The organism is Pseudomonas sp. 102515 (assembly GCF_031085165.1).
Taxonomy (GTDB): Bacteria; Pseudomonadota; Gammaproteobacteria; order Pseudomonadales; family Pseudomonadaceae; genus Chryseomonas.
In genome coordinates this window covers 735,851-756,760 of sequence record NZ_JAVHTY010000003.1, presented here as the reverse complement: position 1 = coordinate 756,760, position 20,910 = coordinate 735,851, and the positions used below count along the sequence as shown (strand labels likewise).

The window sequence follows — 20,910 nt, the reverse complement described above, 5'->3', positions numbered from 1 at the left end:
GCCCCTGTTACGACCGCAGAGCCTGTTCAAAGTATGCTGCGTGTCGGCCAAGCGGCATTGAAGCGGCCTTCGGAAGGCTCATTTACAACGCGTAAACTTTGCTTCCTCGGGCCTCTTCGCCTTGTCTGACTCCAGCTCGCGAGCCCTTGAACGGGCTCTTGGTACCGGAGCCGGCGTTCAGCCCTTGCGCTGATAGGGGAAGAAGCGCCGCTCGCGCAGGTCGTGCTCGATCTGCTCTAGGCTCTTGCCCTTGGTCTCCGGCACCAGGCGCCAGATGAACAGCAGCGCCACCAGGGAAATGCCGGCGTAGAGCCAGAAGGTATGGGCGGCGCCCAGCTTGGTCACCAGACTCAGGGTGGTGAGGGTCACCAGCAGGTCGAATCCCCAGTGGCTGAAGGCGCCGACGCTGGCACCCTTGCCGCGCACGAACAGCGGATAGACCTCGGCATTGATCAGCCAGATGCAGACGCCGAAGCCGCCGCAGTTGAGCATCAGGTAGGCGGCCAGGCAGGCCACCACCGTCCAGCGCTCGACATCGGTCTGGGGACCGGCGCCCTGGAACAGGTAGCCCATGATCGCCAGGGCGACGATGGAACCGGGAATCAGCGTCAGCAGGTAGCGGCGGCGACCGATGCGATCCACCAGGAAGCTGCCGACCACGGTCATGATCACCACCAGGATGGTGCTGCAGCCGGTGGCCAGCACCGCGGTCTGGTCGGAGAAGCCGGCCTGGGTGAGGATGGTCGGTGCATAGTAGATCAGCGCGTTGTTGCCGGTGATCTGCGAGAACATGGCGATGCCGGCGCCTACCAGCAGGGCCGGCCTAACCCAGGGCGAGAAGAGGTCGCTCCAGTTGCCTTCCGGCGCGTTGCTCACGGTCTTGATCTCGGCCAGTTCGGCCTCGGCCGCGGCCTTGCCACCGCGGACCCGCTCCAGCACCGCCAGGGCGTCGCCCTCGCGACCCTTGACCAGCAGCCAGCGCGGACTTTCCGGCAGTACCGCCATGCCGGCCAGCAGGATCAGCGCCGGCACCAGGCCGAGGCCGAACATCCAGCGCCAGTGTTCGTCCAGGGCGAAGCCGGTGAAATAGGCCACGGTGATGCCGAACACCACCATGAACTGGAACAGTACGACCAGCTTGCCGCGGTGCTCCGGCGGCGCCACCTCGGCGATGTACACCGGGATGATCTGGGTGGAGCTGCCGGCCGACAGGCCGAGCAGGAAGCGCGACAGGATCAGGAGGGTGACGTTGGGCGACAGCGCCGAGAGCACCGAGCCCAGGGCGAACACCAGGGCCACGCCGATGATGGTCTTGCGCCGCCCGAGCCGATCGGAGATCGGGCCGGTACCCAGGCAGCCGAACAGGGCGCCAAAGATGATGGCGCCGGTCACCAGTTGCTTGACGGTGTCGTCCATGGCGAATTCGCGGCCGAGGCCGAGCAGGGCGACGCCGATGATGCCGGTGTCGTAGCCGAACAGCAGGCCGCCCAGGGCGGCGATCACGGCGATGAGCACGACCAGCCCCTTGCGCGGGGTGGCCGCCACGGGAGTGGCGAGCGAGGGTGATGAAGCGAGCATGGGGAAATCCTTTCTTGTTTTGCCACGGCAGGGAGCGCGGCGGCGACCTGGCCCACCCGCGCGGGCGGGCCGTGGGGGAGCATGGCCCAGGGAAAAGCGCGATGCGGCAGGCAGAGAAACGTTAGATGAATCGTTTCACCTAATGCTGCCAGTTGTAACAGGACTTGTGAAAAGCATCACGAAAGCCGGATCGGCAGTGACCTAGCTGCCGATGGTCAGTTCCTGGAAGCGCTGCTCGGGCAGCGCCGCCGCGCCCTGCCCCGGGCGCAGGGCCTGGTCGCCCAGGCGCTCGACCAGGAAGTCGATGAACACCTTGAGCTTGGGCGGCAGGTGGCGCGTCGCCGGATAGAGCAGCCAGGCGCCGCCGTGGTAATGCGGCAGAAAGGACCACTCCGGCAGCACCTGGACGATCTCGCCGCGGGCCAGGGCCGCCTGGGCGGTGAACAGCGGCAGGCTGCCGATGCCGATGTGGTTGAGCACCGCGTCCAGGCGCACCCCGGTGTGGTTGGCGGCATAGCGCCCGCGCACATTGACGTGGACCACCTTGGCGCCCTGGCGGAATTTCCAGCGCGAATCGGCCGGCTCTTCCGCCAGGTAGATGCAGCTGTGCCCGGCCAGATCGCGGGGGTGGGCGGGCTGACCGTGCTCGGCCAGGTACCGCGGCGTGGCGCAGAGCAGGTGCTCGATGGTGAGCAACTGGCGGCCCACCAGTCCGGGCGGTGGCCGGTCGGTGATGCGGATGGCCAGGTCGACGTTCTCGTCGATCAGATCGACATAGCGGTCTTCCAGCAGCAACTGCACGTCCACCGCCGGGTAGCGGCGCAGGAAGTCGGCCATGTGCGGATGGATCACCGTGCTGCCCACCGCCTTGGGCACCGACAGCCGGACGATGCCGGCCGGCGCCTGGTTGAACTGGCCACTGACCTCCAGCACCGCCCGCGCGGCGCCGACCATGTCGCTGCAGCGCCGGAAAACCTCCTCCCCCGCCTCCGACAGCCGCAGCTTGCGTGTACTGCGATTGAGCAGGCGCGTGCCCAGGGCCTTCTCCAGGCGCGCCACGCTCCGACTGGTGGAAGACGGGGTCAGACCCAGCTGACGGGCCGCCGCAGAGAAGCTGCCGCTCTCCACCACCCGCACGAAGATGGCCATCTCGCTGAGCAGCGGCAGGGGAAGATTTATGCTCACAGCGCAAAATTCCTTTGGAGGGAAGGTGGATTATCACCCTTGCGTGCGCTCTTTAGAATGAGGATGTTTCTCGTTTTCTAGGTAGTAGACGTATGACCGAGCGCCTGTATTTCCTGAGCGACAGCCTGATCGCCGAGGTCGAGGTCCACGCCTGTAGCGCCGCCGAGGACGGTTATGTCGTCGAATTGCTGGCCACGCCCTTCCATCCCCAGGGCGGTGGGCAGCCCAGCGATGCCGGCTGGATCGGCACCGCCGAGGTGACCCGGGTGGTGCAGGACGGCGAACGCATCCTGCACCACATCACCCGTCCCCTGTCGCCCGGCCGCGTGCTGGCCCGGGTCGACGAAGGCCGGCGCCAGCTGCATTCGCGGCTGCATTCGGCCGGGCATCTGCTCGGTCACATCGGCGAGACCCATGGCTGGAAGCCGGTCAAGGCCCATCACTGGCCGGGCGAAGGCCGCATCGAATTCATTCCGGGCGAGGATACCTGCGCCCTGGACGTCGAATCCCTACAGGCGCACTTCGACGCCCTGGTGGCAGACGACCTGCCACTGCACGTCGAGGTGCAGGCCGATGGCCAGCGCCAGGTGCGCTTTGGCGAGGACGTGGCGCGCTATGCCTGCGGCGGGACCCACGTGCGCTCCCTGCGCGCGGTCGGCGCCCTGAGCGCCCTGGGCGTCAAGGAAAAGAAGGGGCGCCTGCTGGTGAGCTACGACATGGCTGGCGCCTGATCAACCGCTCACCTCACCCGCAGAAAGGAAGCGCCATGCTGCTCGAACTCGACGCTCTCGACACCGAGAGCCTGCTCCGTCTCACCGAAGAACGCCTGCTGGCGGTGCGGGTGCGCCGCTTCGTGCCGCGCCCGCTGGCCGACGACCTCGGCCAGCAGATCCTCGGCAACGGCTTCGCCACCTACACCAATGCCCCCAGCATCGGCCGCATCGGCATGGCCTTCTACGAGGCGGAACACCAGCGCGCGCAGATGGACGACTATTTCGCCAGCGTCGCCAGCAACCTGGAAGAATTGCGCCGACGCTGCCGCCCCTATCTCAACCCCATCGACCTGGTGCGCTGCACCCTCGACGAGGTCTGGCCCGCCGGCGCCCGCCTGCAGACCCTCTGGGGCCGCAAGATGTACGTCGGCCTGTCGCGGGTGGTGAAGCCCGGGGTGCGCTTTCTCGCCCACCACGACATCTTCGCCAAGGACGCGCCGGGCAGCGAGGAAGCCGAAAGCCTGGTCGCCCAGTTGGCCTGCAACGTCTACCTGACCATGCCCAGCCAGGGCGGCGAACTGCAGCTCTGGTCACGCGAGCTGTCGCCGGAGGCCTTCGACGCCCTGCGCGGCGACAGCTACGGCATCGAACCCGACCGGCTCGGCCCGCCCTGCCTGACCATCCGCCCCGAACCGGGCGACCTGATTCTCTTCAATTCCCGCCGCATGCACGCCGTAACGCCCGGCAACGACCAGCCACGGCTGTCGCTGTCGTGCTTCGTGGGCTATCGCGGGGCGGCCGAACCCCTCACGTACTGGAGCTGACATGTCCCCCTACCTGAGCGAATTCCTCGCCCTGGCGACCATCCACTTCCTCGCCGTGCTGGCGCCTGGCCCGGATTTCGCCGTGACCGTGCGGCAGAGCGTGAGATACGGGCGCCTGATCGGCCTGTGCACCGCCCTGGGCATCGGCGCCGGCATTTCGGTGCACGTGCTCTACACCCTGCTCGGCATCGGCGCCCTGATGCACGCCACGCCCTGGCTGCTGGGGGTCGCCAAGGTCGTCGGCGGCGCCTACATCCTCTGGTTGGGCTTCAACCTGATCCGCAGCAAGCCCACCGCCGCGCCGCTGGACGACAGCCAGTGGCAGCAGGCCGACCTGCAGCGGCAGTCGCCCGGCAAGGCCTTCCTCACCGGCTTCCTGACCAATGCCACCAATCCCAAGGCCACCCTGTTCTTCCTGGCCATCTTCACCACCGTGGTCAGCGGCAGTACGCCGCTGGCCGTCCAGGCCCTCTATGGCCTGTGGATGTGCGCGGTCAACGCCGGCTGGTTCGCCCTGGTCAGCCTGCTGTTTTCCAGCCCGCGCGTTCGCCAGACCTTCCTGCGCCTGGGCCACTGGTTCGAGAGAACCATGGGCCTGGTGCTGGTTTTCTTCGCCGGTCGACTGCTGTTGTCGGCGCTTTGACGTCAGTCCATTCGTATTGGAGGTCCTCCATGCCCTACGTCCACCGCGCTCCCGCTGGTATTCCCACGGAAAAGTTCGTCGTCCGCCTTCCCGATGGGATGCGTGAACGCATCGCCGCCGTGGCCCGCTCCCATCGGCACAGCATGAACACCGAGATCGTCGCCTGGCTGGAACGCAGCCTGGTACAGGACGGGGTGCTGGAGCAGCAGCAGGTCGAAGCGGATGACGAGCTGCTCAATGCCAGCGAGCAACTGCTGCTGCAGCGCTTTCGCCAGCTCAACGAACGTCAGCAGAATGCGCTGATCTCGGTGCTGGAGCTGGAGTTGCCCGTTCCCGTACACAGCCGCGAAACCGCCTGAATCCGTCCGGCACCACCGCGGACGGCGCCCGCCGTCGGCGGCGGGGCCGCGACCCAGGCGGCCCTGACGTGCGGCTTTCAAGTATCGCTCGGGACGGCCGATGAAGGGGGTCTTCGTACTCTCTTCCGGAATTTCCATGTCTGTATCCAAAGCCTCCTGGCTGAGCAATCTCGGCATTTCCAAGAAGCTGGCGCTGGGCTTCGGTGCCCTGCTGGTCATGGTGACGGTGGTGGCGCTGTTCGGCTATTTCACCGCCAATACCCTGCTCGAGCGCATCAACAAGACGCGCTACAGCGGCCAGCTCAAGGCGGACGTCCTCAACGTCAGGATCGACGAAAAGGCCTACCTGCTCGATCCCAGCGCCGCCAATGCCACCCGGCAACAGGCCACCCTGGCCAGCGTGACGGAAGACATCAGCAAGGGCCTCACCCTGCTGACCAACCCGGCCAATGTCGCCATCCTGGGCAACATCCAGCAGGAGATGAAGACCTACCAGGAGCGCTTCGCCGCGCTGCAACAGGCCAACCAGACCAGCGCCGACGCGCAAAAGGAACTGACCCGGGTCTCCGACACCGTTACCGAGACCATCGACCAGCTGTTCGAGCTGGTCTTCGCCCCGGGCGGCGGCTACAGCACCGCCGACCTCAAGGCCGTGGCCGAGATGAAGGCGCAGATGGTCGGCGTGCGCCTGGCCATCCGCCGCTTCCTCGGCACCCCCGACGACAGCAAGTCCCAGGCGACCCTCAAGGTCATCGACGGCTTGCTCAAGACCCTGGCCAGCGCCCAGAAGCAGATCGACGGCGACACCGCCGCGCGCCTCTACAGCGCCACCCAGGACGTGACTCGCTATCGCGCCTTCTTCGAATCCATCGTCGCCCAGAACCGCCAGGCCCAGGCCGCGGTCGCCAGTCTGCAGGAGCAGGGCAACAAGCTGGTGCAGTTGCTGGATCAGCTGGGTGAAGGTCAGTTCAAGTCCGCCGCTGCCGAACGCCAGGCCGCCCTGCTCAAGCTGGTATTGAGCAGTCTGATCGCCCTGCTGATCGGCATCGCCGCCGCCTGGCTGATCACCCGCCAGATCACCCAGCCGCTGGCGACCGCCATGGCCATGCTCAAGCGCGTCGCCGCCGGCGACCTGACCCTGCGCAGCGAGGTCAAGCGGCGCGACGAGCTGGGCGAACTGCAGCGCACCACCCAGGCCATGGCCGACGACCTGCGTCAGCTGGTCGGTGGCATCGCCAACGGCGTGGGGCAGCTCAGCAGCGCGGCCGACGAACTCTCGGCCTTTGGCGTCCAGACCAGCCGCGGCGCCACCCAGCAGCGCGACGAGATGCATCAGGTGGCCACCGCCATGAACGAGATGGCGGCCACGGTGCACAACGTGGCACAAAACACCGCCAACGCCTCCAGCGCTGCGCAGAATGCCGACAGCATGGCCCGCGAAGGCAGCCGCACGGTCAAGCGTGCGGCCCAGGAAATCACCCTGGCCGCCGAAGAGGTGCAGGGCCTGGGCGATGCCATGGAGCGCCTGGACGCCGCCAGTGGTCGCATCGGCAGCGTCATCGACGTGATCAAGGCGATCGCCGAACAGACCAACCTGCTGGCGCTCAACGCCGCCATCGAAGCCGCCCGCGCCGGCGAACAGGGCCGCGGCTTCGCCGTGGTGGCCGACGAGGTCCGCTCCCTGGCCCAGCGGACCCAGGAATCCACCCAGGAAATCGGTGAACTCATCGCCACCCTGCAGCAGGGCACCACCGAAGCCAGTGCGCGGATGCAGGCCAGCCGCGACCGCACCCTGGGCACCGTGACCCTGGCCCAGGACGCCGAGCGTGCCTTGGACGTCATCTACCAGGCGGTGGCGGAGATCCAGAATCTCAATCAGCAGATCGCCACCGCGGTGGAAGAGCAGAGCCTGGTCGCCGAGGAGATCAACGGTAACGTGGTCAAGGTCAGCGGCCTGGCCGAGGAATCGGCCACTGCCAACGCCCATGCCGCGGCGTCGGTCAACGAACTGGCCCGCCTGGGCGGCGATCTGCAGCAGATGGTCGCGCGTTTCCGCGTCTGACCGGTCGCGCCGACGCCAGCGCCTGGCGTCGGCGGTCTCAGGCCTTAGGCGTCAGCATCTGCCCCTGGATGCCGTCGCCAATCACCAGGAAGTGACCGCCGGCGACGTGGTGCAGGGTGCGCAGGGCGTCCTGGCCGCGGAAATCCCAGCGTCCCTCGCGAAACACCCGGGTATCGGCCCGGGCGACGAGCACCTCCCCGAGAAACAGGTCGTAGTTCCGCTGGTTGTGCGCCTCGGGCAGCAAGCGGCATTCCAGCCAGGCCACGCAGCCGGCGATCAGCGGCGCGCTGACCTGTTCGCCCGCCAGCGTCTCGATGCCGTAGGCGGCGAACTTGTCCAGCTCGCGGCCGCTGGTGTTGCCCACCGTCTGCACCAGATCCACCTGGGCGGCGCAGGGCACGCTGAGCACGAAGCTGCCCTCGGCTTCCAGCAGTTCGCGGGTCCAGGTCTGCTTGTCGAGCACCACCGCCACCTTGCCCGGCTCGAAATCCACCGCCATGGCCCAGGCCGCGGCCATGACGTTGCGCCGGCCGGCGTGGGCAGCGCTGACCAGCACCGTGGGACCATGGTTGAGCAGGCGATAGGCCTTGGCCAGGGGAACGGCGGCAAGGGTCGAATTCATGGACGCACTCCAGCGGGAAAAGCCCCAGGTTAACGCAGCGCTTGCCGTTCGGCGCCGCGCGGGTAAAAAATTGCCGCTTCGCGACACGTTCGCCAAACGGCGGGAGAGATCAGGGGTCTATCGCCCACTCCCGAGCCGGGAACAACAAGAAACCTGCGTTAAGGATGACCGCTATGCCCACCTGCCTGGCCCGCTCCCTCCTGCTGCTCTGCGCCTGCTGCCTGGGGCTGCCGCTGGCCCATGCCCAAGATGGCAAACCACCGCACGGCGCTCCACTCAGCCAGCCGCTGCTGTCCAGCTCCATCAACGACTTCAGCAACGAAGACTGGGATCGTGGCGTCCTGCGCCGGGTGGCCGGCGTGACCATTCCGGCGACCCCGGCCAACGTCGAGGGCTTCATCGGCGGGCGGCAGGTCCAGCTGGGCGACGGCGAGTGGCGCGCCATCACCGAGGTCCAGCGGGTCGGCAACAATCTGGCGGTGTTCGTCGAGGGCAAGCCGCTGGATGCCGAGGCCGTGGGTTATCCCAGGCGCCTGGTGGTGGACGACACCCCCGGTACCGGGCGCCATCTGCAGCGCCTGCCGGGGCGCTTCAACACCCCGATCAACGATTTCACCAACCAAGACTGGCTCAAGGGCATCTACCGCAAGGCCGCCGGCATTTCCATCCCGGTCACCGAGCGCAATCGCGAGGAATTCAAGGCAGGCGCCATCGTTCGTCTGGCCGACGGCCAGGACTACGCCGTCACCCACGTCAGCGAATTCGGCCGCAGCATGGGCGTGTTCCTCGACAGCCCGGTGCTGCCCGGCGAGAAGTACGGCTATCCGCGCCAGCTGACCTTCGTCGCGCCACCGCCCAAGCCCTGAGAGCCTGCTCGCGAGACTTTGAATCAGGCTCTGACCGCGGGGACTGGCGCTGGTAGAATTCTTGCCCAGCGTCGTCACCCCGGTCCGCCATGTCCAAGCTCAATCCCCGCCAGGCCGAAGCCGTGGCCTACATCAGCGGTCCCCTGCTGGTGCTGGCCGGTGCCGGCTCCGGCAAGACCAGCGTCATCACCCGCAAGATCGCCTACCTGGTACAGCAGTGCGGCGTCCGCGCCCAGTACATCTGCGCCGTGACCTTCACCAACAAGGCGGCGCGCGAGATGAAGGCACGGGTGGCCAGCCTGCTGAAAGCCGGCGAAGGCCGCGGCCTGACCGTCTCGACCTTCCACAACCTCGGGCTGAACATCATCCGCCGCGAGTACGTGCACCTGGGCTACAAGCCGGGCTTCTCGATCTTCGACGAGGGCGACATCAAGGCGCTGCTCACCGACATCATGCAGAAGGAATACCAGGGCGACGACGGCCTGGACGAGATCAAGAACTACATCGGCAACTGGAAGAACGACCTCATCCTGCCGGAAGAGGCCCTGGAAAAGGCGCGCACGCCCAAGGAGCAGACCGCCGCGGTGGTCTACCTGCACTACCAGCGCACCCTCAAGGCCTACAACGCGGTCGACTTCGACGACCTCATCCTGATGCCGGTGAAGCTGTTCCAGGAGCATCCCGAGGTGCTGGAGCGCTGGCGCAACCGCATCCGCTACATGCTGGTGGACGAATACCAGGACACCAACACCAGCCAGTACCTGCTGGTGAAGATGCTGGTGCAGGAGCGCGCCCAGTTCACCGTGGTGGGCGACGACGACCAGTCGATCTACGCCTGGCGCGGCGCGCGACCGGAAAACCTGATGCAGCTCAAGGACGACTTCCCCTCGCTCAAGGTGGTGATGCTGGAGCAGAACTACCGCTCCACCAGTCGCATCCTCAAATGCGCCAACGTGCTCATCGCCAACAATCCCCACGTGTTCGAGAAGCAGCTGTGGAGCGAGATGGGCCACGGCGATCCGATCCGGGTGCTGCGCTGCAAGAACGAGGATGGCGAGGCCGAGCGCATCGCCCTGGAGATCCTCACGCTGCACCTCAAGACCCAGCGGCCCTACGCGGACTTCGCCATCCTCTATCGCGGCAACCACCAGGCCAAGCTGATGGAGCTCAAGCTCCAGCACCACCAGATTCCCTACCGGCTCTCCGGCGGCACCAGCTTCTTCGCCCGCCAGGAGGTCAAGGACGTGATGTCCTACCTGCGCCTGCTGGTGAATCCGGACGACGACAACGCCTTCCTGCGGGTCATCAACGTGCCGCGCCGGGAGATCGGCTCCACCACCCTGGAAAAGCTCGGCAACTACGCCGGCAGCCGGGATCGCTCGATGTACGCCGCCGCCGACGAGATCGGCCTGGGCGAACACCTGGACGCCCGCTTCACCGAGCGCCTGGCGCGCTTCAAGCGCTGGATGGACGGGGTACGCAAGAATTGCGCGGGCGAGGATCCCATCGGCGCCCTGCGCAGCATGGTGATGGACATCGACTACGAGAACTGGATCCGCCAGAACGCCAGCTCCGACAAGGTCGCCGACTTCCGCATGGGCAACGTCTGGTTCCTCCTGGATGCGCTGAAGAACATCCTGGAAAAGGATGAGGACGGCCAGATGACCATCGAGGACGCCATCGCCAAGCTGGTCCTGCGCGACATGCTCGAACGCCAGCAGGAGGAAGAGGAAGGCGCCGACGGGGTGCAGATGATGACCCTGCACGCCTCCAAGGGCCTGGAATTCCCCTATGTGTTCATCATGGGCATGGAGGAGGAGATCCTGCCGCACCGCTCCAGCATCGAGGCCGATACCATCGAGGAGGAGCGCCGCCTGGCCTACGTGGGCATCACCCGCGCGCGCCAGACCCTGGCCTTCACCTACGCCACCCGACGCAAGCAGTACGGCGAACTGATCGACTGCACCCCCAGTCGCTTCCTCGACGAACTGCCGCCCGAGGACCTGCAGTGGGAAGGCCTGGAAGAAGCGCCCCAGGAACAGAAGGCCGCCCGCGGCAACGACGCCTTGGCGGCGATGCGGGCGATGCTCAAGCGGGGTTGAGGACTCTGCCGGCGGCCACCCTCACCCCGGCCCTCTCCCCCTGGGAGAGGGCCCGCTTTACCTCAGACTGCCCCATTAGCGAGCCTGCATCCTCACCCCCAAAACGACACCGCCCCCGCTACCGGTCAGGCAGCGGGGGCGGTGGTCTGGCCGCGCCGGGGTCTTATTTGGCGAAGCTGGTCACCATGTCGAAGATCGGCTTGGGACGCTTGAGGTCATACATCATCCCGAAGTGACGCTCGTGGACCACCGAGAGGGTCGGCTCGTCGAGCAGTTCGTAGACGTTGATCTCGGCCACCACGTCCCTGTAGCTGGTGTTGAGCACCGTGAGCATCTGCTTGACGCTGTCATAGCAGGCCCGATCGCCGTCACGGCCGCCATCGGTGTTGCCCTGGTAGACGTTGCCGCAGTTCATCTCGTTGAAGAACACCTTGGTCTTGTACTTGTTGGCCATGGCGCGTATCTGGCCCAGGTACATGTCCATCCAGTAGCCCTTGTCGTCGACATAGGGGTAGTAGTGGAAGCTGATGTAGTCGAAGTTGAAGCCCGACGCCTTGGCCTGGTCGAGGAACCACATGGCCCCATTGCGATCACCCGGGCAACGGGAAGTGGTGGTGCGATCATCCGAGTTGCACGCCATCACGTTGATGGTGGTCTTGAGGTTGGCGCCCAGTTCATCCGAGGCCTGCTTGATGCCGCGATAGATCCCGACCAGAGTATTGATGCGGTCCTGCGCACCCGCCTTGGCGTAATCCTGCTCGTTGCCGATCTCCCAGATCTTGATGTCGTTGGCGTAGCGCTTGGCCAGGGTATAGGCCTGCGCCTGGGTCAGCTTGTGGGTGATCACCGGCCGCAGGGTGATGTTGTACTTGCGGGCCAGGGACACCAGCCGATCCAGCTCGGGCAGGTTGGTCACCAGATACTCACCGGAACGATAGGTGCGCAGATTGCGCGCCGCCAGTAGCTGCAGACGGGCCTCCATCTCGGCAGGCGGATAGGCGGCGCTGTTGTCGTGACCGACCACCCCCAGGGGGATGTTCTTGTAGCCGGTCAACGGTGCCGAGGAGACGCTGCCACTGGCGACGGGCTGGACCACGTTCTGCACCGGTTGCACGCTGGCCGCGGGGGTCGGCGTGGTCGTGGTGGTGCCCTGGGCCAGAGCGGTGTTCACCTTCTTGTCGAAGGCGATCTTGTCGTCGCCCGCGGCGCCACGCATGACCTCCAGCGGCAGGTTGGCGCGCGAGGTGACGCCGTTGGCCAGGCGACTGGTCCAGTAGGCGCTGCCGCTGCTGTCGGCGCTGCGGCCATAGAGGTTCTGGTAGACCTGGTTGACCAGGGCCGGACCGCTCAGCGAGCCATAAAGGGCGGTCGATTCGCTGTTGCCGGCGAAGTTGGCCGCCAGTTGCTCGACGCTCATGTCGCTGGCCAGGCGCGAGGCCCAGTAGTTGAGGCCACCGGCATCGGCTGCCCGGCCGTAGTAGGCCAGGTAGAGCTGCTCGACGGTGGTCAGCTTGGACGAGGTCGCGGCATTGGCGGTGGTGCCGGTGGCCGCTCCGGTGGTGGCGCCCGCCGTGGCCGTGCCACCCGTGGCGGTGCCCGTGGTGCTGGTACCCGTGGCCGGCGCGGCGCCGGTGGTGGTGCCGGTGGTCGCTCCGGCAGTACCGGCGGCACCGGTCCCGCCGGTGGTGCCCGCGGTCGCGCCACCCGTGGCGGTCTCGGTCTTGGGCGGCGTGGCGGCAGTCGGGGTCACTTGCGGGCCGATGCCGGCGCAGCTGTCCTTGTCCAGGTACTTGGCCAGCACCGCCCACTGCGGACGCTCCTTGCCATTGATCGGCTCGACCGCCTGGTTGTAGGTGCCCCAGCCCGGGCCGGCGGCCCAGTAAGTGGCCGGAATGCAGTTCTGCTTCAGATAGGCCAGCATGCCGTCGAGAATGGGCAACCAGCGCGCATCCGTGTCAGGTACGCCGAAGCCGCCGATGAAGCCGCGCTTGTTGTTGGCTTTGAGCCAGGTGACGAAGGGCTTGAGGCGCTCGACGCCATAGCTGGGCGAGAGGGTCGCCACGTTCAGGCTGGTGTCGAAGAAGGCCTGGGCCATGAAGATCAGGTTGTTGGCCGGGTCCTTGAGCTTGAGCAGGGCGTCGTTCCACTGCGGCCAGCGGGTGGTGTCGGCCCAGCCGTTGCCTTCGATGAAGATCGGGTGGGTCGAATCGGCCACGCGCACACCGTCGATGCCGTACTGGGCAGCGGTCGGCCAGTTGCTCACGGCGTCGTGGGGCTCGTTCATGATGTCGTAGCCATAGAGCGCCGCATGGGTGCCCCAGCGCTGGGCGACACGGGTCATGAGATTCTGGAAGGCTTCGTAGGGGACTTCGCCCGCGCCGATGACCTTGCCCTGGTAGCGGGCGTAGTTGTGCAGATCGAGGATGACCTTGACGCCGTACTTCTGGGCGTAGCCCAGGGTGCGATCGATCAGGGCGGCGTAGGTGGGATCGAGATTGACCCCCATGGACGGTTGCAGGCGCTCCCAGAGAATGGGGAAGCGCACCAGCTTCACGCCCTTGGCGCTCCACTGCTGGAAATGACTCTCGGCCGGGAAGATGAAGTTGCGGTCGTTGACACCGGGCAGTACCTGGGCGGCGAAGGTGGCGCCGGAGAAGTTGAGACCGACCAGGTCAACGGCCTGGGCGGAGGTGGCGAACGAAGCGGTGGCGAACAGGGCAGGCAAGAGCAGCGCCTGACGCGGCAGGCGGCGGGAGATGGAGCTAAGGATTGTCATCAAGAAGGAACCAGATAGGCCGAGGTGCGCGATTCGATCCGTGCATCCCACCTCGGTACAGCAGGAAAACTGCCGGGGAAGATCGTTTCCCTAGCACCTGCAAAGCCTAGTGCAAGCGCTAGACCAATAAGAACCCGTGCCATCACGAAGCAGGGGTGAACGCCGCGTTTTGCCAGATGTACGGTGCCGATGATGGCACTTTCGCTACCGCTCGTCTGTGACCACCCGGTCACCCAGGGAACCTGTCCAGGTGGTGAAGTCAGGCTTGTCCGCTTTCTGACGGCTCAGGGCTTGCCGGCATAGCGGCGGATCAGTTCCATGACCGGTTTCGGGCGGTCCAGGTCGTACATCAGCCCGAAGTGACGCTCATGGGCAATCGGATGGGTCGGCTCGTCGAGCAATTCGTAGACGTTGATCTCGCGGACGATGTCGCGATAGCGCCCATTGAGTTCGGACAGGATGGCTTCGAGGCTGTCATGGCAGCCGCGATCGCCCGGTCGACCGCCATCGGTGGCACCCTGATAGATCTCGCCGCAATTGACCTCGTTGAAGAAGATCCGCGTCCGGTACTTTTCCGCCATGGCGCGCATCTGCCCCAGGTAAAGATCCATCCAGCGGCCGCGATCATGATAGTGCGGGTAGTAGTGGAAGCTGATGTGGTCGAACGCGAAACCGGCGGCCCGGGCCTGATCGAGAAACCACATCGACCCCAGGCGATCGCCCGGACAACGGGCCTTGGCGCCCCGGTCGTCGGGGTTGCAGGACATCACGTTGATGGTGGTCTCGAGACCGGCGTTCAACTCGTCGGAGGCACGGCGGATACCGCGATAGATGTCCACCAGCCGACTGATGCGGATGCCGGCACCGATCCGCGAATAGTCCTGCTCGTTGCCGATCTCCCAGACCTTGATGTCCTTGGCGTAGCGCTTGGCCAGGGCATAGGCCTGGGCCTGGCTCAATTGCTGGGTGATCACCGGTCGCAGGGTGATGCGGTACTGGCGGGCCAGGGCCACCAGGCGATCCAGGCGTGGCAGATCCAGCAGCAGGAATTCACCCGAGCGATAGCTGCGCAGGTTGTAGCGGTCGAGCAGTTGCAGGCGCCTTTCCATCTGCGCATCGGGATAGGCGGCATTGTTGTCGTGGCCGACCACGCCCAGGGGGATGTAGGGCAGGTCGGGCAGGGAGACGGATTCGGCGGCCCGGACCGGGGCACCCAGGCACAGGGCGGCGACCAGGCCTAACCAGGGCGAAATTCGAGGCATCGGGCGCTTCCTTGCAGGTAAAGAGCAGAGCGGCGGAGCATGGCAAAGTGCTGGCAGGGCCTCAATCCCAAGGCTGCCCAGGCTGCGATCTCCGCCACACCGCCGCAGGTTACAGTAGGTGTCCGTGCGCCCTGCCGAGGAACTGCCCATGACCACCCCCTTGCTGCTGGCCCAGGCCTGCAACAATCGCTGGTCGAACCATCGCCTGCTGGCGGCCTGCGCCCTGCTGCCGGTCGCCGCCCTGCGGGCGCCCCAACCCGCCGCCTTCTTCGGCTCGCTCTGGGCCCTGCTCGGCCATCTGCTGGACGTCGATCGCTTCTATCTCGATGCCCTGCATGACCAGCCTCGGCCCTACCAGGATACGGACTGGCCCGACCTGGCAACGCTGCGTGCGGCCCAGATCGCTAGTGACCAGCGCCTCATCGCCCTGTGCCGCAGCCTCGGTCCCTCGCAACTGACCCAGCTCATCACCCTGCCCCGCGCCAGCGGCCCGGTACGGGAACAGCGACTGCGCACCCTGCAGCACCTCTTCGTGCACCAGCTGCACCACCGCGGCCAGGCCCACGCCCTGCTCCTGGCCAGCGGCGTGGCGCCGCCGCAACTGGACGAATTCTTTCTCGCCCAGGACGAACCGCTACGCCGGGCGGAGCTGGCGGCCTTGGCGATCGACGAAGGGGAGCTGTGGGGAATCGCCCCGTAGGTTGGGTTGAGCAGCGAAGCCCAACGGCCCCTACCTCAGCGTGGCGGCAATGTCGGGCTTCGACGATAGAGCTGTCTCAGCCCAACCTACGGTCTATTGCGATCATGGCTGCGATAGGACAGTTGCTCCTACGGAGGTGCGCTCTGCACCCATGGCGATGCTCAGAAATTCGCCGGCGTGGTCGCGCTGATCAATCGGGCGGGGGCTGCGAAGGGATTGCGGAAGCGATGCGGGCGGCTGCTTTCGAAGTAGTAGCTGTCGCCAGGCTCGAGGATGTGCACCTCGCCGCCCACGGTCAGCTCCAGGCGGCCTTCCACCACCAGGCCGGCCTCCTCGCCTTCGTGGGCATACATCTCTTCGCCGGTGTCGGCGCCGGGCGGATAGGTCTCGTCGAGAAAGGCCAGGGCGCGGCTGGGATGGGCACGGCCGACCAGGCGCATGCGCACGGTCTGGGCGCCGCTGGCGATGTCGATGAGTTCGTCCGCGCGATAGACCACCTGGGTCGGGGCGTCCTGTTCCAGGTCCAGGGAGAAGAACTCGACCAGGGACATGGGGATGCCGGCCAGCACCTTCTTCAAGGAGCTGATGGAAGGGCTGACGCTGTTCTTCTCGATCATCGAGATGGTGCTGTTGGTCACTCCGGCGCGCTTGGCGAGCTCGCGCTGGGACAGGCCCTTGAGGGTGCGGATGGTTTGCAGGCGGGCACCGACGTCCAAGGTGGGAAAGACTCCTCGAGCAGGCGGGTGAGACGTGGCCAGGCCACGCACTGAAGGCGTGCCACGGCACGGTGTTCGGCATCATGGCAACGCTGTTCGAGATTTACAACACGCACGACGCTGCTACGGACAAAGCGTCGTGCGCCCCGCCGGCAGAGGCTCAGTCGCTGTAGCTGCGTGGTACCCGCTTGAGGTTGCACAGCAGCTGGTAGGGAATGGTGTCGCAGCGCTCGGCCAGGTCCGCGACCGACACCTGCCGGCCCCAGAACTCCACCTCGCTGCCCACCCCGGCCTGGGGATGAGCGGTGAGGTCGACGGTGAGCATGTCCATGGACACGCGACCGATCAGCTGGCCGGGACGGCCTGCGATAGCCACCGGGGTGCCGTTGGGCGCATGGCGCGGATAGCCGTCGGCATAGCCCAGGGCGACCACCCCGACCCGGGTCGGCCCGGCAGTGACGAAGCGGGCGCCATAGCCCACCGGCTCGCCGGCCGGCAGTTCACGCACGGCGATCACCCGCGAGGTGAGGGTCATCACCGGCTGCAGTCGTTCGGCGGCGGACTGGACCGTGGCGAAGGGCGAGACGCCATAGAGCATCAGCCCGGGGCGCACCCAGTCGCCGGCCGCCTGGGGCCAGCCCAGGGTCGCCGGTGAATTGCGCAGGCTGGTGGGGCCGGGCAGGCCTTCGGTGGCCGCGCGGAAGGTGGCGATCTGCGCGCTGGTGGCGGGGTTGTCCGGTTCGTCGGCGCGGGCGAAGTGAGTGAGCTTGACGATGCCGCTGACCTTGCCGCTGCTCAGCAGCCGGTGATACGCGGCCGCGTAGTCCTGGGGAAAGAAACCCACCCGGTGCATGCCCGAATCCAGTTTCAACCAGACCTGCAGGGGCCGCGCCAGGGTGGTCCGTTCCAGGGCCTCCAGTTGCCAGTCGGCGTGGATCACCGTCCAGAGATCGTGCTCGGCGATCAGCGGCAGTTCGTCGATGCCGAAGAAGCCTTCCAGCAGCAGGATGGGCGCGCGGATACCGGCGGCGCGCAGCTCCAGGGCCTCCTCGATGCAGGCCACGGCGAAGCCGTCGGCCTCCTTGGCCAAGGCGCTGGCCACCGCCACGGCGCCATGGCCATAGGCATCGGCCTTGATCACCGCCAGGGCGCGGGCATCGGAGAGTTCACGGGCCAGGCGATAGTTCTGGCGCAGGGCGGCGAGGTCGATGACGGCGCGGGCGGGACGCATGGGCGGTCTCGGCAGAGAGAGGGAAAGTTTGGCGGGCGTTGAAACACCCTCACCCTAGCCCTCTCCCAGGGGGAGAGGGGGGAACAGCGGTCTTACGCCTTGACGGCGGCGATGACGTTCATCTCCACCAGGATGTCCGGCTTGGCCAGCTTGGCTTCGACGGTGGTGCGACCCGGGGTGGCGCCCTGGGCCGCCCATTCGTCCCAGGCGCGGTTCATGCCCTCGAAGTGCAGGGCGATGTCGCGCAGGAAGATGGTCACCACCAGGATGTGCTGCTTGTCGCTGCCGGCCTCGGCGAGGAATTTATCGACGTTGGCCAGGGTCTCGCGGGTCTGCTGGTAGATGTCGCCGGAAAAGTCGTCGGCCAGTTGGCCGGCCAGGTAGACGGTGCCGTTGTGGATGTTGATTTCGCTCAGGCGGCGATCAGTGTGCAGACGCTGTACGGGCATTGCGCGGGGACTCCTGGGTAGCATGATAACGGGAGATGTCGAGACCCTCGGCGCTGATCTGCGGCTGCTTGCGGGCGATCAGATCGGCCAGCAGGCGACCGGAGCCGCAGGCCATGGTCCAGCCCAGCGTCCCGTGCCCGGTGTTGAGGAACAGGTTGCGATAACGGGTGGCGCCGACGATGGGGGTTCCGTCCGGGGTGGTGGGTCGCAAGCCGGTCCAGAAACTGGCCCGGGCGAGGTCGCCGCCGCGAGGATAGAGATCCCCGGTGATCATTTCCAGGGTCGCGCGGCGACGCGGGTCCAGGCTCAGGTCGAAGCCGCAGATCTCGGCCATGCCGCCGACGCGAATGCGGTCGTCGAAGCGGGTGATGGCGACCTTGTAGGTCTCGTCGAGGATGGTCGAGGTCGGCGCCATGGCGGCATCGACGATGGGCACCGTCAGCGAGTAGCCCTTGAGCGGATAGACCGGGGCGCGGATACCCAGGGGCGCCAGCAGTCGCGGCGAATAGCTCCCCAGGGCCAGGACGTAGTGATCGGCGGTGAGCAGCTCGCCGTCGACCTTCACGCCGTCGATGCGATCGCCACTGGCGCTGAGTTGCTCGATCTGGGCGCCGAAGCGGAATTCCACGCCCAGGCGGCGAGCCTCCTCGGCCAGGCGATTGGTGAACAGGAAGCAGTCGCCGGTCTGGTCGTTGGGCAGGCGCAGGCCGCCGGCCAGCTTGTGCTTGACCGCCGCCAGTGCCGGTTCGACCCGGGCCACGCCATCGCGGTCGAGCAGCTCGAAGGGCACGCCGGAGCGCTCCAGGACGGCGATGTCCTTGGCCGCGGCATCCACCTGCTGCTGGGTACGGAAGATCTGGGTGGTGCCCAACTGGCGGCCTTCGTAGGCGATGCCAGTGTCTTCACGCAACTCATCGAGGCAGTCGCGGCTGTATTCGGACAGCCGCACCATGCGCTCCTTGTTGACCGCATAGCGGGCTGCAGTGCAGTTGCGCAGCATCTGCGCCATCCAGAGGTACTGGTTGGCATCGCCGGTGAGGCGGATGGCCAGGGGCGCATGCTTCTGGAACAGCCACTTGAGGGCCTTGAGCGGCACGCCAGGCGCAGCCCAGGGCGAGGCGTAGCCGGGAGAGACCTGACCGGCGTTGGCATGGCTGGTTTCCAGGGCGGGACCGGCCTGGCGATCGACCACGACCACTTCGAAACCCTGACGGGCCAGATAGTAGGCGCTGGTCGTGCCGATGACGCCGCTACCCAAAACCAGTACACGCATCGCTAGCTCCTGGCCGGCGAGAGGATTTCGCCGGCTTTCGTCGGAATGAAGGCAGATACGGCAAGTATAGAAAGCCGCGCGCAGTGCTAATCACTGAAGAATTGCCTATATTCGGAGTAATTTTCCGGTAAAGACCCCTTTGGCAGAGACCCCGCGATGCGTACCCATCACCAGGCCAGGCGCGAGCTGGACAAGATCGACCGCAACATCCTGCGCATCCTCCAGGAAGACGGGCGCATTTCCTTCACCGAGCTGGGCGAGCGGGTGGGCCTGTCCACCACGCCCTGCACCGAGCGCGTCCGCCGGCTGGAGCGCGAAGGCATCATCCAGGGCTACAACGCGCGCCTGAATCCGCAGCACCTCAAGGCCGGGCTGCTGGTGTTCGTCGAACTGAGCCTGGACTACAAGTCCGGCGACACCTTCGAGGAATTCCGCCGCGCCGTGCTCAAGCTGCCCCAGGTGCTGGAATGCCACCTGGTCTCCGGCGAGTTCGACTACCTGGTCAAGGCACGGATCTCCGAGATGGCCTCCTACCGCAAGCTGCTCGGCGACATCCTGCTCAAGCTGCCCCATGTTCGCGAATCCAAGAGCTACATCGTGATGGAGGAGATCAAGGAGACCCTGAGCCTGCCGGTGCCGGACTAACGCTGGCGACCCTGCCGATCACCGTCTAGGCTGCGCGTTTTGCCTCGACAGCCAAGGAGGCCCGGGCCATGGATCCCCGCCAACGCCAACTCATCACCGCCGCCAATCGCCAGGCCTGGGAGGTGTCGGCGCCGCTCCATGCCCAGGGCGAGGACTGGCAGCGCCTGCTGGAACGGGCCCGCCAACCCGGCTTTTCGGTCCTCGACGCCTGCCTGACCGCCACCCTTACTGACCTGGACATCCGCGGCCTGAGGTGCGCCCAGGTCGGCTGCAACAACGCCCGCGAACTGCTTTCCCTCGCGGCCTTCGGCGCCCGACCGGCGCTGGGCATCGACCAGTCGCCGGCCTTTCTCGCCCAGGGCGAGCAGCTGGCTGCGGCGGCGGGCCTGGCGCCGCGGCTGGTGGCGGCCGACATCTATGCCCTGCCCGCCGGGCTCGGCCAGCACGACCTGGTGCTGATCACCATCGGCGTGCTGAACTGGATGCCGGACCTGCCGGCCTTCTTCGCCGCGGTGCAGGGCCTGCTGGCGCCGGGCGGACGCCTGGTGATCTACGAGACCCATCCCTTCCTGGAAGTCTTCGAGCCCCATGCGGACCAGCCGCTGGTGCCCCACTACAGCTACTTCCGCCGCGAGCCACTGGTCAGCGAGGACCTCATCACCTACGACGGCCTGGATCACGGCCAGGGCGCGCCGAGCTACTGGCACATCCACACGCTGGGCGCCATCGTCACCGCCGGCCTGAACGCCGGCCTGAGGTTGCAACGACTGGAGGAGCATCCGCACTCCAATCGCGAGGCCGACTATGACCGCTACATTGGCCACACCGTCCAGCTGCCGATGAGCTTTACCCTGGTCGCCCACCGCCCGACGGCTTAGCATGGCGCCCTTGTCCCAGCAGACCT

The 20,910-nt window shown here is 66.5% G+C and carries 19 protein-coding genes and 1 pseudogene; 11 read left to right on the top strand and 9 right to left on the bottom strand.

Features of this window, described 5'->3' with window-relative positions:
* Positions 1 to 177: 177 nt before the first annotated feature.
* The gene (locus RCF34_RS14865) at positions 178 to 1,578 is read right to left on the bottom strand and encodes a sugar porter family MFS transporter (RefSeq protein WP_308708836.1); all 1,401 of its coding nucleotides are present in this window, start codon (positions 1,576 to 1,578) and stop codon (positions 178 to 180) included.
* A 201-nt stretch (positions 1,579 to 1,779) separates the two neighbouring features.
* On the bottom strand, positions 1,780 to 2,763 hold the full coding sequence (locus RCF34_RS14860) for a LysR family transcriptional regulator (protein ID WP_308708835.1): 984 nt from the start codon (positions 2,761 to 2,763) through the stop codon (positions 1,780 to 1,782).
* Between the two features lie 92 nt (positions 2,764 to 2,855).
* On the opposite strand from RCF34_RS14860, the gene RCF34_RS14855 reads away from it, so the two are divergent.
* The 6 genes and pseudogenes from RCF34_RS14855 to RCF34_RS23095 all read left to right on the top strand — a co-directional run bounded on the left by RCF34_RS14855 (position 2,856) and on the right by RCF34_RS23095 (position 7,364).
* A complete protein-coding gene (locus tag RCF34_RS14855) occupies positions 2,856 to 3,494 on the top strand; it encodes an alanyl-tRNA editing protein (protein ID WP_308708834.1) in 639 nt (212 codons plus the stop codon).
* Between the two features lie 35 nt (positions 3,495 to 3,529).
* Complete coding sequence (locus RCF34_RS14850; protein ID WP_308708833.1) at positions 3,530 to 4,300, top strand: 2OG-Fe(II) oxygenase; 771 nt, start codon at positions 3,530 to 3,532, stop codon at positions 4,298 to 4,300.
* Position 4,301: 1 nt separating this feature from the next.
* Entirely contained in the window at positions 4,302 to 4,943 is a 642-nt protein-coding gene (locus tag RCF34_RS14845; protein WP_308708832.1) for a LysE family transporter, read from the top strand.
* A gap of 29 nt (positions 4,944 to 4,972) precedes the next feature.
* Positions 4,973 to 5,302, top strand: coding sequence for an Arc family DNA-binding protein (locus RCF34_RS14840; RefSeq protein ID WP_308708831.1), 330 nt, complete (start codon positions 4,973 to 4,975; stop codon positions 5,300 to 5,302).
* Between the two features lie 100 nt (positions 5,303 to 5,402).
* Positions 5,403 to 6,665, top strand: a pseudogene (locus tag RCF34_RS23100) (methyl-accepting chemotaxis protein); the annotation flags it as partial.
* 153 nt (positions 6,666 to 6,818) lie between these two features.
* A complete protein-coding gene (locus tag RCF34_RS23095; RefSeq protein WP_374941199.1) occupies positions 6,819 to 7,364 on the top strand; it encodes a methyl-accepting chemotaxis protein in 546 nt (181 codons plus the stop codon).
* Positions 7,365 to 7,401: 37 nt separating this feature from the next.
* On the opposite strand, the gene RCF34_RS14830 is transcribed toward RCF34_RS23095, so the two are convergent.
* Positions 7,402 to 7,986 (bottom strand): flavin reductase family protein, encoded by a 585-nt coding sequence (locus RCF34_RS14830; protein WP_308708829.1) that lies wholly within the window; start codon positions 7,984 to 7,986, stop codon positions 7,402 to 7,404.
* 173 nt (positions 7,987 to 8,159) lie between these two features.
* Here RCF34_RS14830 and RCF34_RS14825 point away from each other — a divergent pair, with 173 nt between their 5' ends.
* Positions 8,160 to 8,852 (top strand): hypothetical protein, encoded by a 693-nt coding sequence (locus tag RCF34_RS14825; RefSeq protein ID WP_308708828.1) that lies wholly within the window; start codon positions 8,160 to 8,162, stop codon positions 8,850 to 8,852.
* 89 nt (positions 8,853 to 8,941) lie between these two features.
* Entirely contained in the window at positions 8,942 to 10,954 is a 2,013-nt protein-coding gene (gene rep, locus RCF34_RS14820; protein WP_308708827.1) for a DNA helicase Rep, read from the top strand.
* Positions 10,955 to 11,117: 163 nt separating this feature from the next.
* Here rep and RCF34_RS14815 read toward each other — a convergent pair whose 3' ends face one another.
* Entirely contained in the window at positions 11,118 to 13,730 is a 2,613-nt protein-coding gene (locus RCF34_RS14815; protein WP_308708826.1) for a cellulase family glycosylhydrolase, read from the bottom strand.
* Between the two features lie 284 nt (positions 13,731 to 14,014).
* Positions 14,015 to 14,992: a hypothetical protein gene (locus RCF34_RS14810; RefSeq protein WP_308708825.1), complete on the bottom strand. Its 978-nt coding sequence runs from the start codon at positions 14,990 to 14,992 to the stop codon at positions 14,015 to 14,017.
* Positions 14,993 to 15,140: 148 nt separating this feature from the next.
* Here RCF34_RS14810 and RCF34_RS14805 point away from each other — a divergent pair, with 148 nt between their 5' ends.
* Positions 15,141 to 15,692, top strand: a complete 552-nt coding sequence (locus tag RCF34_RS14805) for a DinB family protein (protein WP_308708824.1) — start codon at positions 15,141 to 15,143, stop codon at positions 15,690 to 15,692.
* Between the two features lie 161 nt (positions 15,693 to 15,853).
* Here RCF34_RS14805 and RCF34_RS14800 read toward each other — a convergent pair whose 3' ends face one another.
* From RCF34_RS14800 to dadA, 4 genes are all read right to left on the bottom strand, one after another.
* Positions 15,854 to 16,408: a cupin domain-containing protein gene (locus RCF34_RS14800; RefSeq protein ID WP_308708823.1), complete on the bottom strand. Its 555-nt coding sequence runs from the start codon at positions 16,406 to 16,408 to the stop codon at positions 15,854 to 15,856.
* A 160-nt stretch (positions 16,409 to 16,568) separates the two neighbouring features.
* On the bottom strand, positions 16,569 to 17,639 hold the full coding sequence (gene alr / locus RCF34_RS14795) for an alanine racemase (RefSeq protein WP_308708822.1): 1,071 nt from the start codon (positions 17,637 to 17,639) through the stop codon (positions 16,569 to 16,571).
* A gap of 92 nt (positions 17,640 to 17,731) precedes the next feature.
* A complete protein-coding gene (locus RCF34_RS14790) occupies positions 17,732 to 18,088 on the bottom strand; it encodes a RidA family protein (RefSeq protein WP_027597427.1) in 357 nt (118 codons plus the stop codon).
* Positions 18,063 to 19,361 carry a D-amino acid dehydrogenase gene (gene dadA, locus RCF34_RS14785; protein WP_308708821.1) on the bottom strand — a complete coding sequence of 433 codons (1,299 nt, stop codon included), beginning with the start codon at positions 19,359 to 19,361 and terminating at the stop codon, positions 18,063 to 18,065. The genes RCF34_RS14790 and dadA overlap by 26 nt, the downstream gene beginning before the upstream one ends.
* A gap of 156 nt (positions 19,362 to 19,517) precedes the next feature.
* On the opposite strand from dadA, the gene RCF34_RS14780 reads away from it, so the two are divergent.
* Together RCF34_RS14780 and RCF34_RS14775 are read left to right on the top strand one after the other, a co-directional pair.
* Positions 19,518 to 20,006: an Lrp/AsnC ligand binding domain-containing protein gene (locus tag RCF34_RS14780; RefSeq protein WP_058785672.1), complete on the top strand. Its 489-nt coding sequence runs from the start codon at positions 19,518 to 19,520 to the stop codon at positions 20,004 to 20,006.
* A 68-nt stretch (positions 20,007 to 20,074) separates the two neighbouring features.
* Complete coding sequence (locus tag RCF34_RS14775; RefSeq protein ID WP_308708820.1) at positions 20,075 to 20,884, top strand: class I SAM-dependent methyltransferase; 810 nt, start codon at positions 20,075 to 20,077, stop codon at positions 20,882 to 20,884.
* Positions 20,885 to 20,910: the final 26 nt, after the last annotated feature.

Bases quoted from the DNA above. Each gene is read 5' to 3' on its own strand.
- RCF34_RS14865 (WP_308708836.1), bottom strand. From the start codon at position 1,578: ATGCTCGCTTCATCACCCTCGCTCGCCACTCCCGTGGCGGCCACCCCG.
- RCF34_RS14855 (WP_308708834.1), top strand. From the start codon at position 2,856: ATGACCGAGCGCCTGTATTTCCTGAGCGACAGCCTGATCGCCGAGGTC.
- RCF34_RS14850 (WP_308708833.1), top strand. From the start codon at position 3,530: ATGCTGCTCGAACTCGACGCTCTCGACACCGAGAGCCTGCTCCGTCTC.
- RCF34_RS14845 (WP_308708832.1), top strand. From the start codon at position 4,302: ATGTCCCCCTACCTGAGCGAATTCCTCGCCCTGGCGACCATCCACTTC.
- RCF34_RS14840 (WP_308708831.1), top strand. From the start codon at position 4,973: ATGCCCTACGTCCACCGCGCTCCCGCTGGTATTCCCACGGAAAAGTTC.
- RCF34_RS23095 (WP_374941199.1), top strand. From the start codon at position 6,819: ATGGAGCGCCTGGACGCCGCCAGTGGTCGCATCGGCAGCGTCATCGAC.
- RCF34_RS14830 (WP_308708829.1), bottom strand. From the start codon at position 7,986: ATGAATTCGACCCTTGCCGCCGTTCCCCTGGCCAAGGCCTATCGCCTG.
- RCF34_RS14825 (WP_308708828.1), top strand. From the start codon at position 8,160: ATGCCCACCTGCCTGGCCCGCTCCCTCCTGCTGCTCTGCGCCTGCTGC.
- rep (WP_308708827.1), top strand. From the start codon at position 8,942: ATGTCCAAGCTCAATCCCCGCCAGGCCGAAGCCGTGGCCTACATCAGC.
- RCF34_RS14815 (WP_308708826.1), bottom strand. From the start codon at position 13,730: ATGACAATCCTTAGCTCCATCTCCCGCCGCCTGCCGCGTCAGGCGCTG.
- RCF34_RS14810 (WP_308708825.1), bottom strand. From the start codon at position 14,992: ATGCCTCGAATTTCGCCCTGGTTAGGCCTGGTCGCCGCCCTGTGCCTG.
- RCF34_RS14805 (WP_308708824.1), top strand. From the start codon at position 15,141: ATGACCACCCCCTTGCTGCTGGCCCAGGCCTGCAACAATCGCTGGTCG.
- alr (WP_308708822.1), bottom strand. From the start codon at position 17,639: ATGCGTCCCGCCCGCGCCGTCATCGACCTCGCCGCCCTGCGCCAGAAC.
- RCF34_RS14790 (WP_027597427.1), bottom strand. From the start codon at position 18,088: ATGCCCGTACAGCGTCTGCACACTGATCGCCGCCTGAGCGAAATCAAC.
- dadA (WP_308708821.1), bottom strand. From the start codon at position 19,361: ATGCGTGTACTGGTTTTGGGTAGCGGCGTCATCGGCACGACCAGCGCC.
- RCF34_RS14780 (WP_058785672.1), top strand. From the start codon at position 19,518: ATGCGTACCCATCACCAGGCCAGGCGCGAGCTGGACAAGATCGACCGC.
- RCF34_RS14775 (WP_308708820.1), top strand. From the start codon at position 20,075: ATGGATCCCCGCCAACGCCAACTCATCACCGCCGCCAATCGCCAGGCC.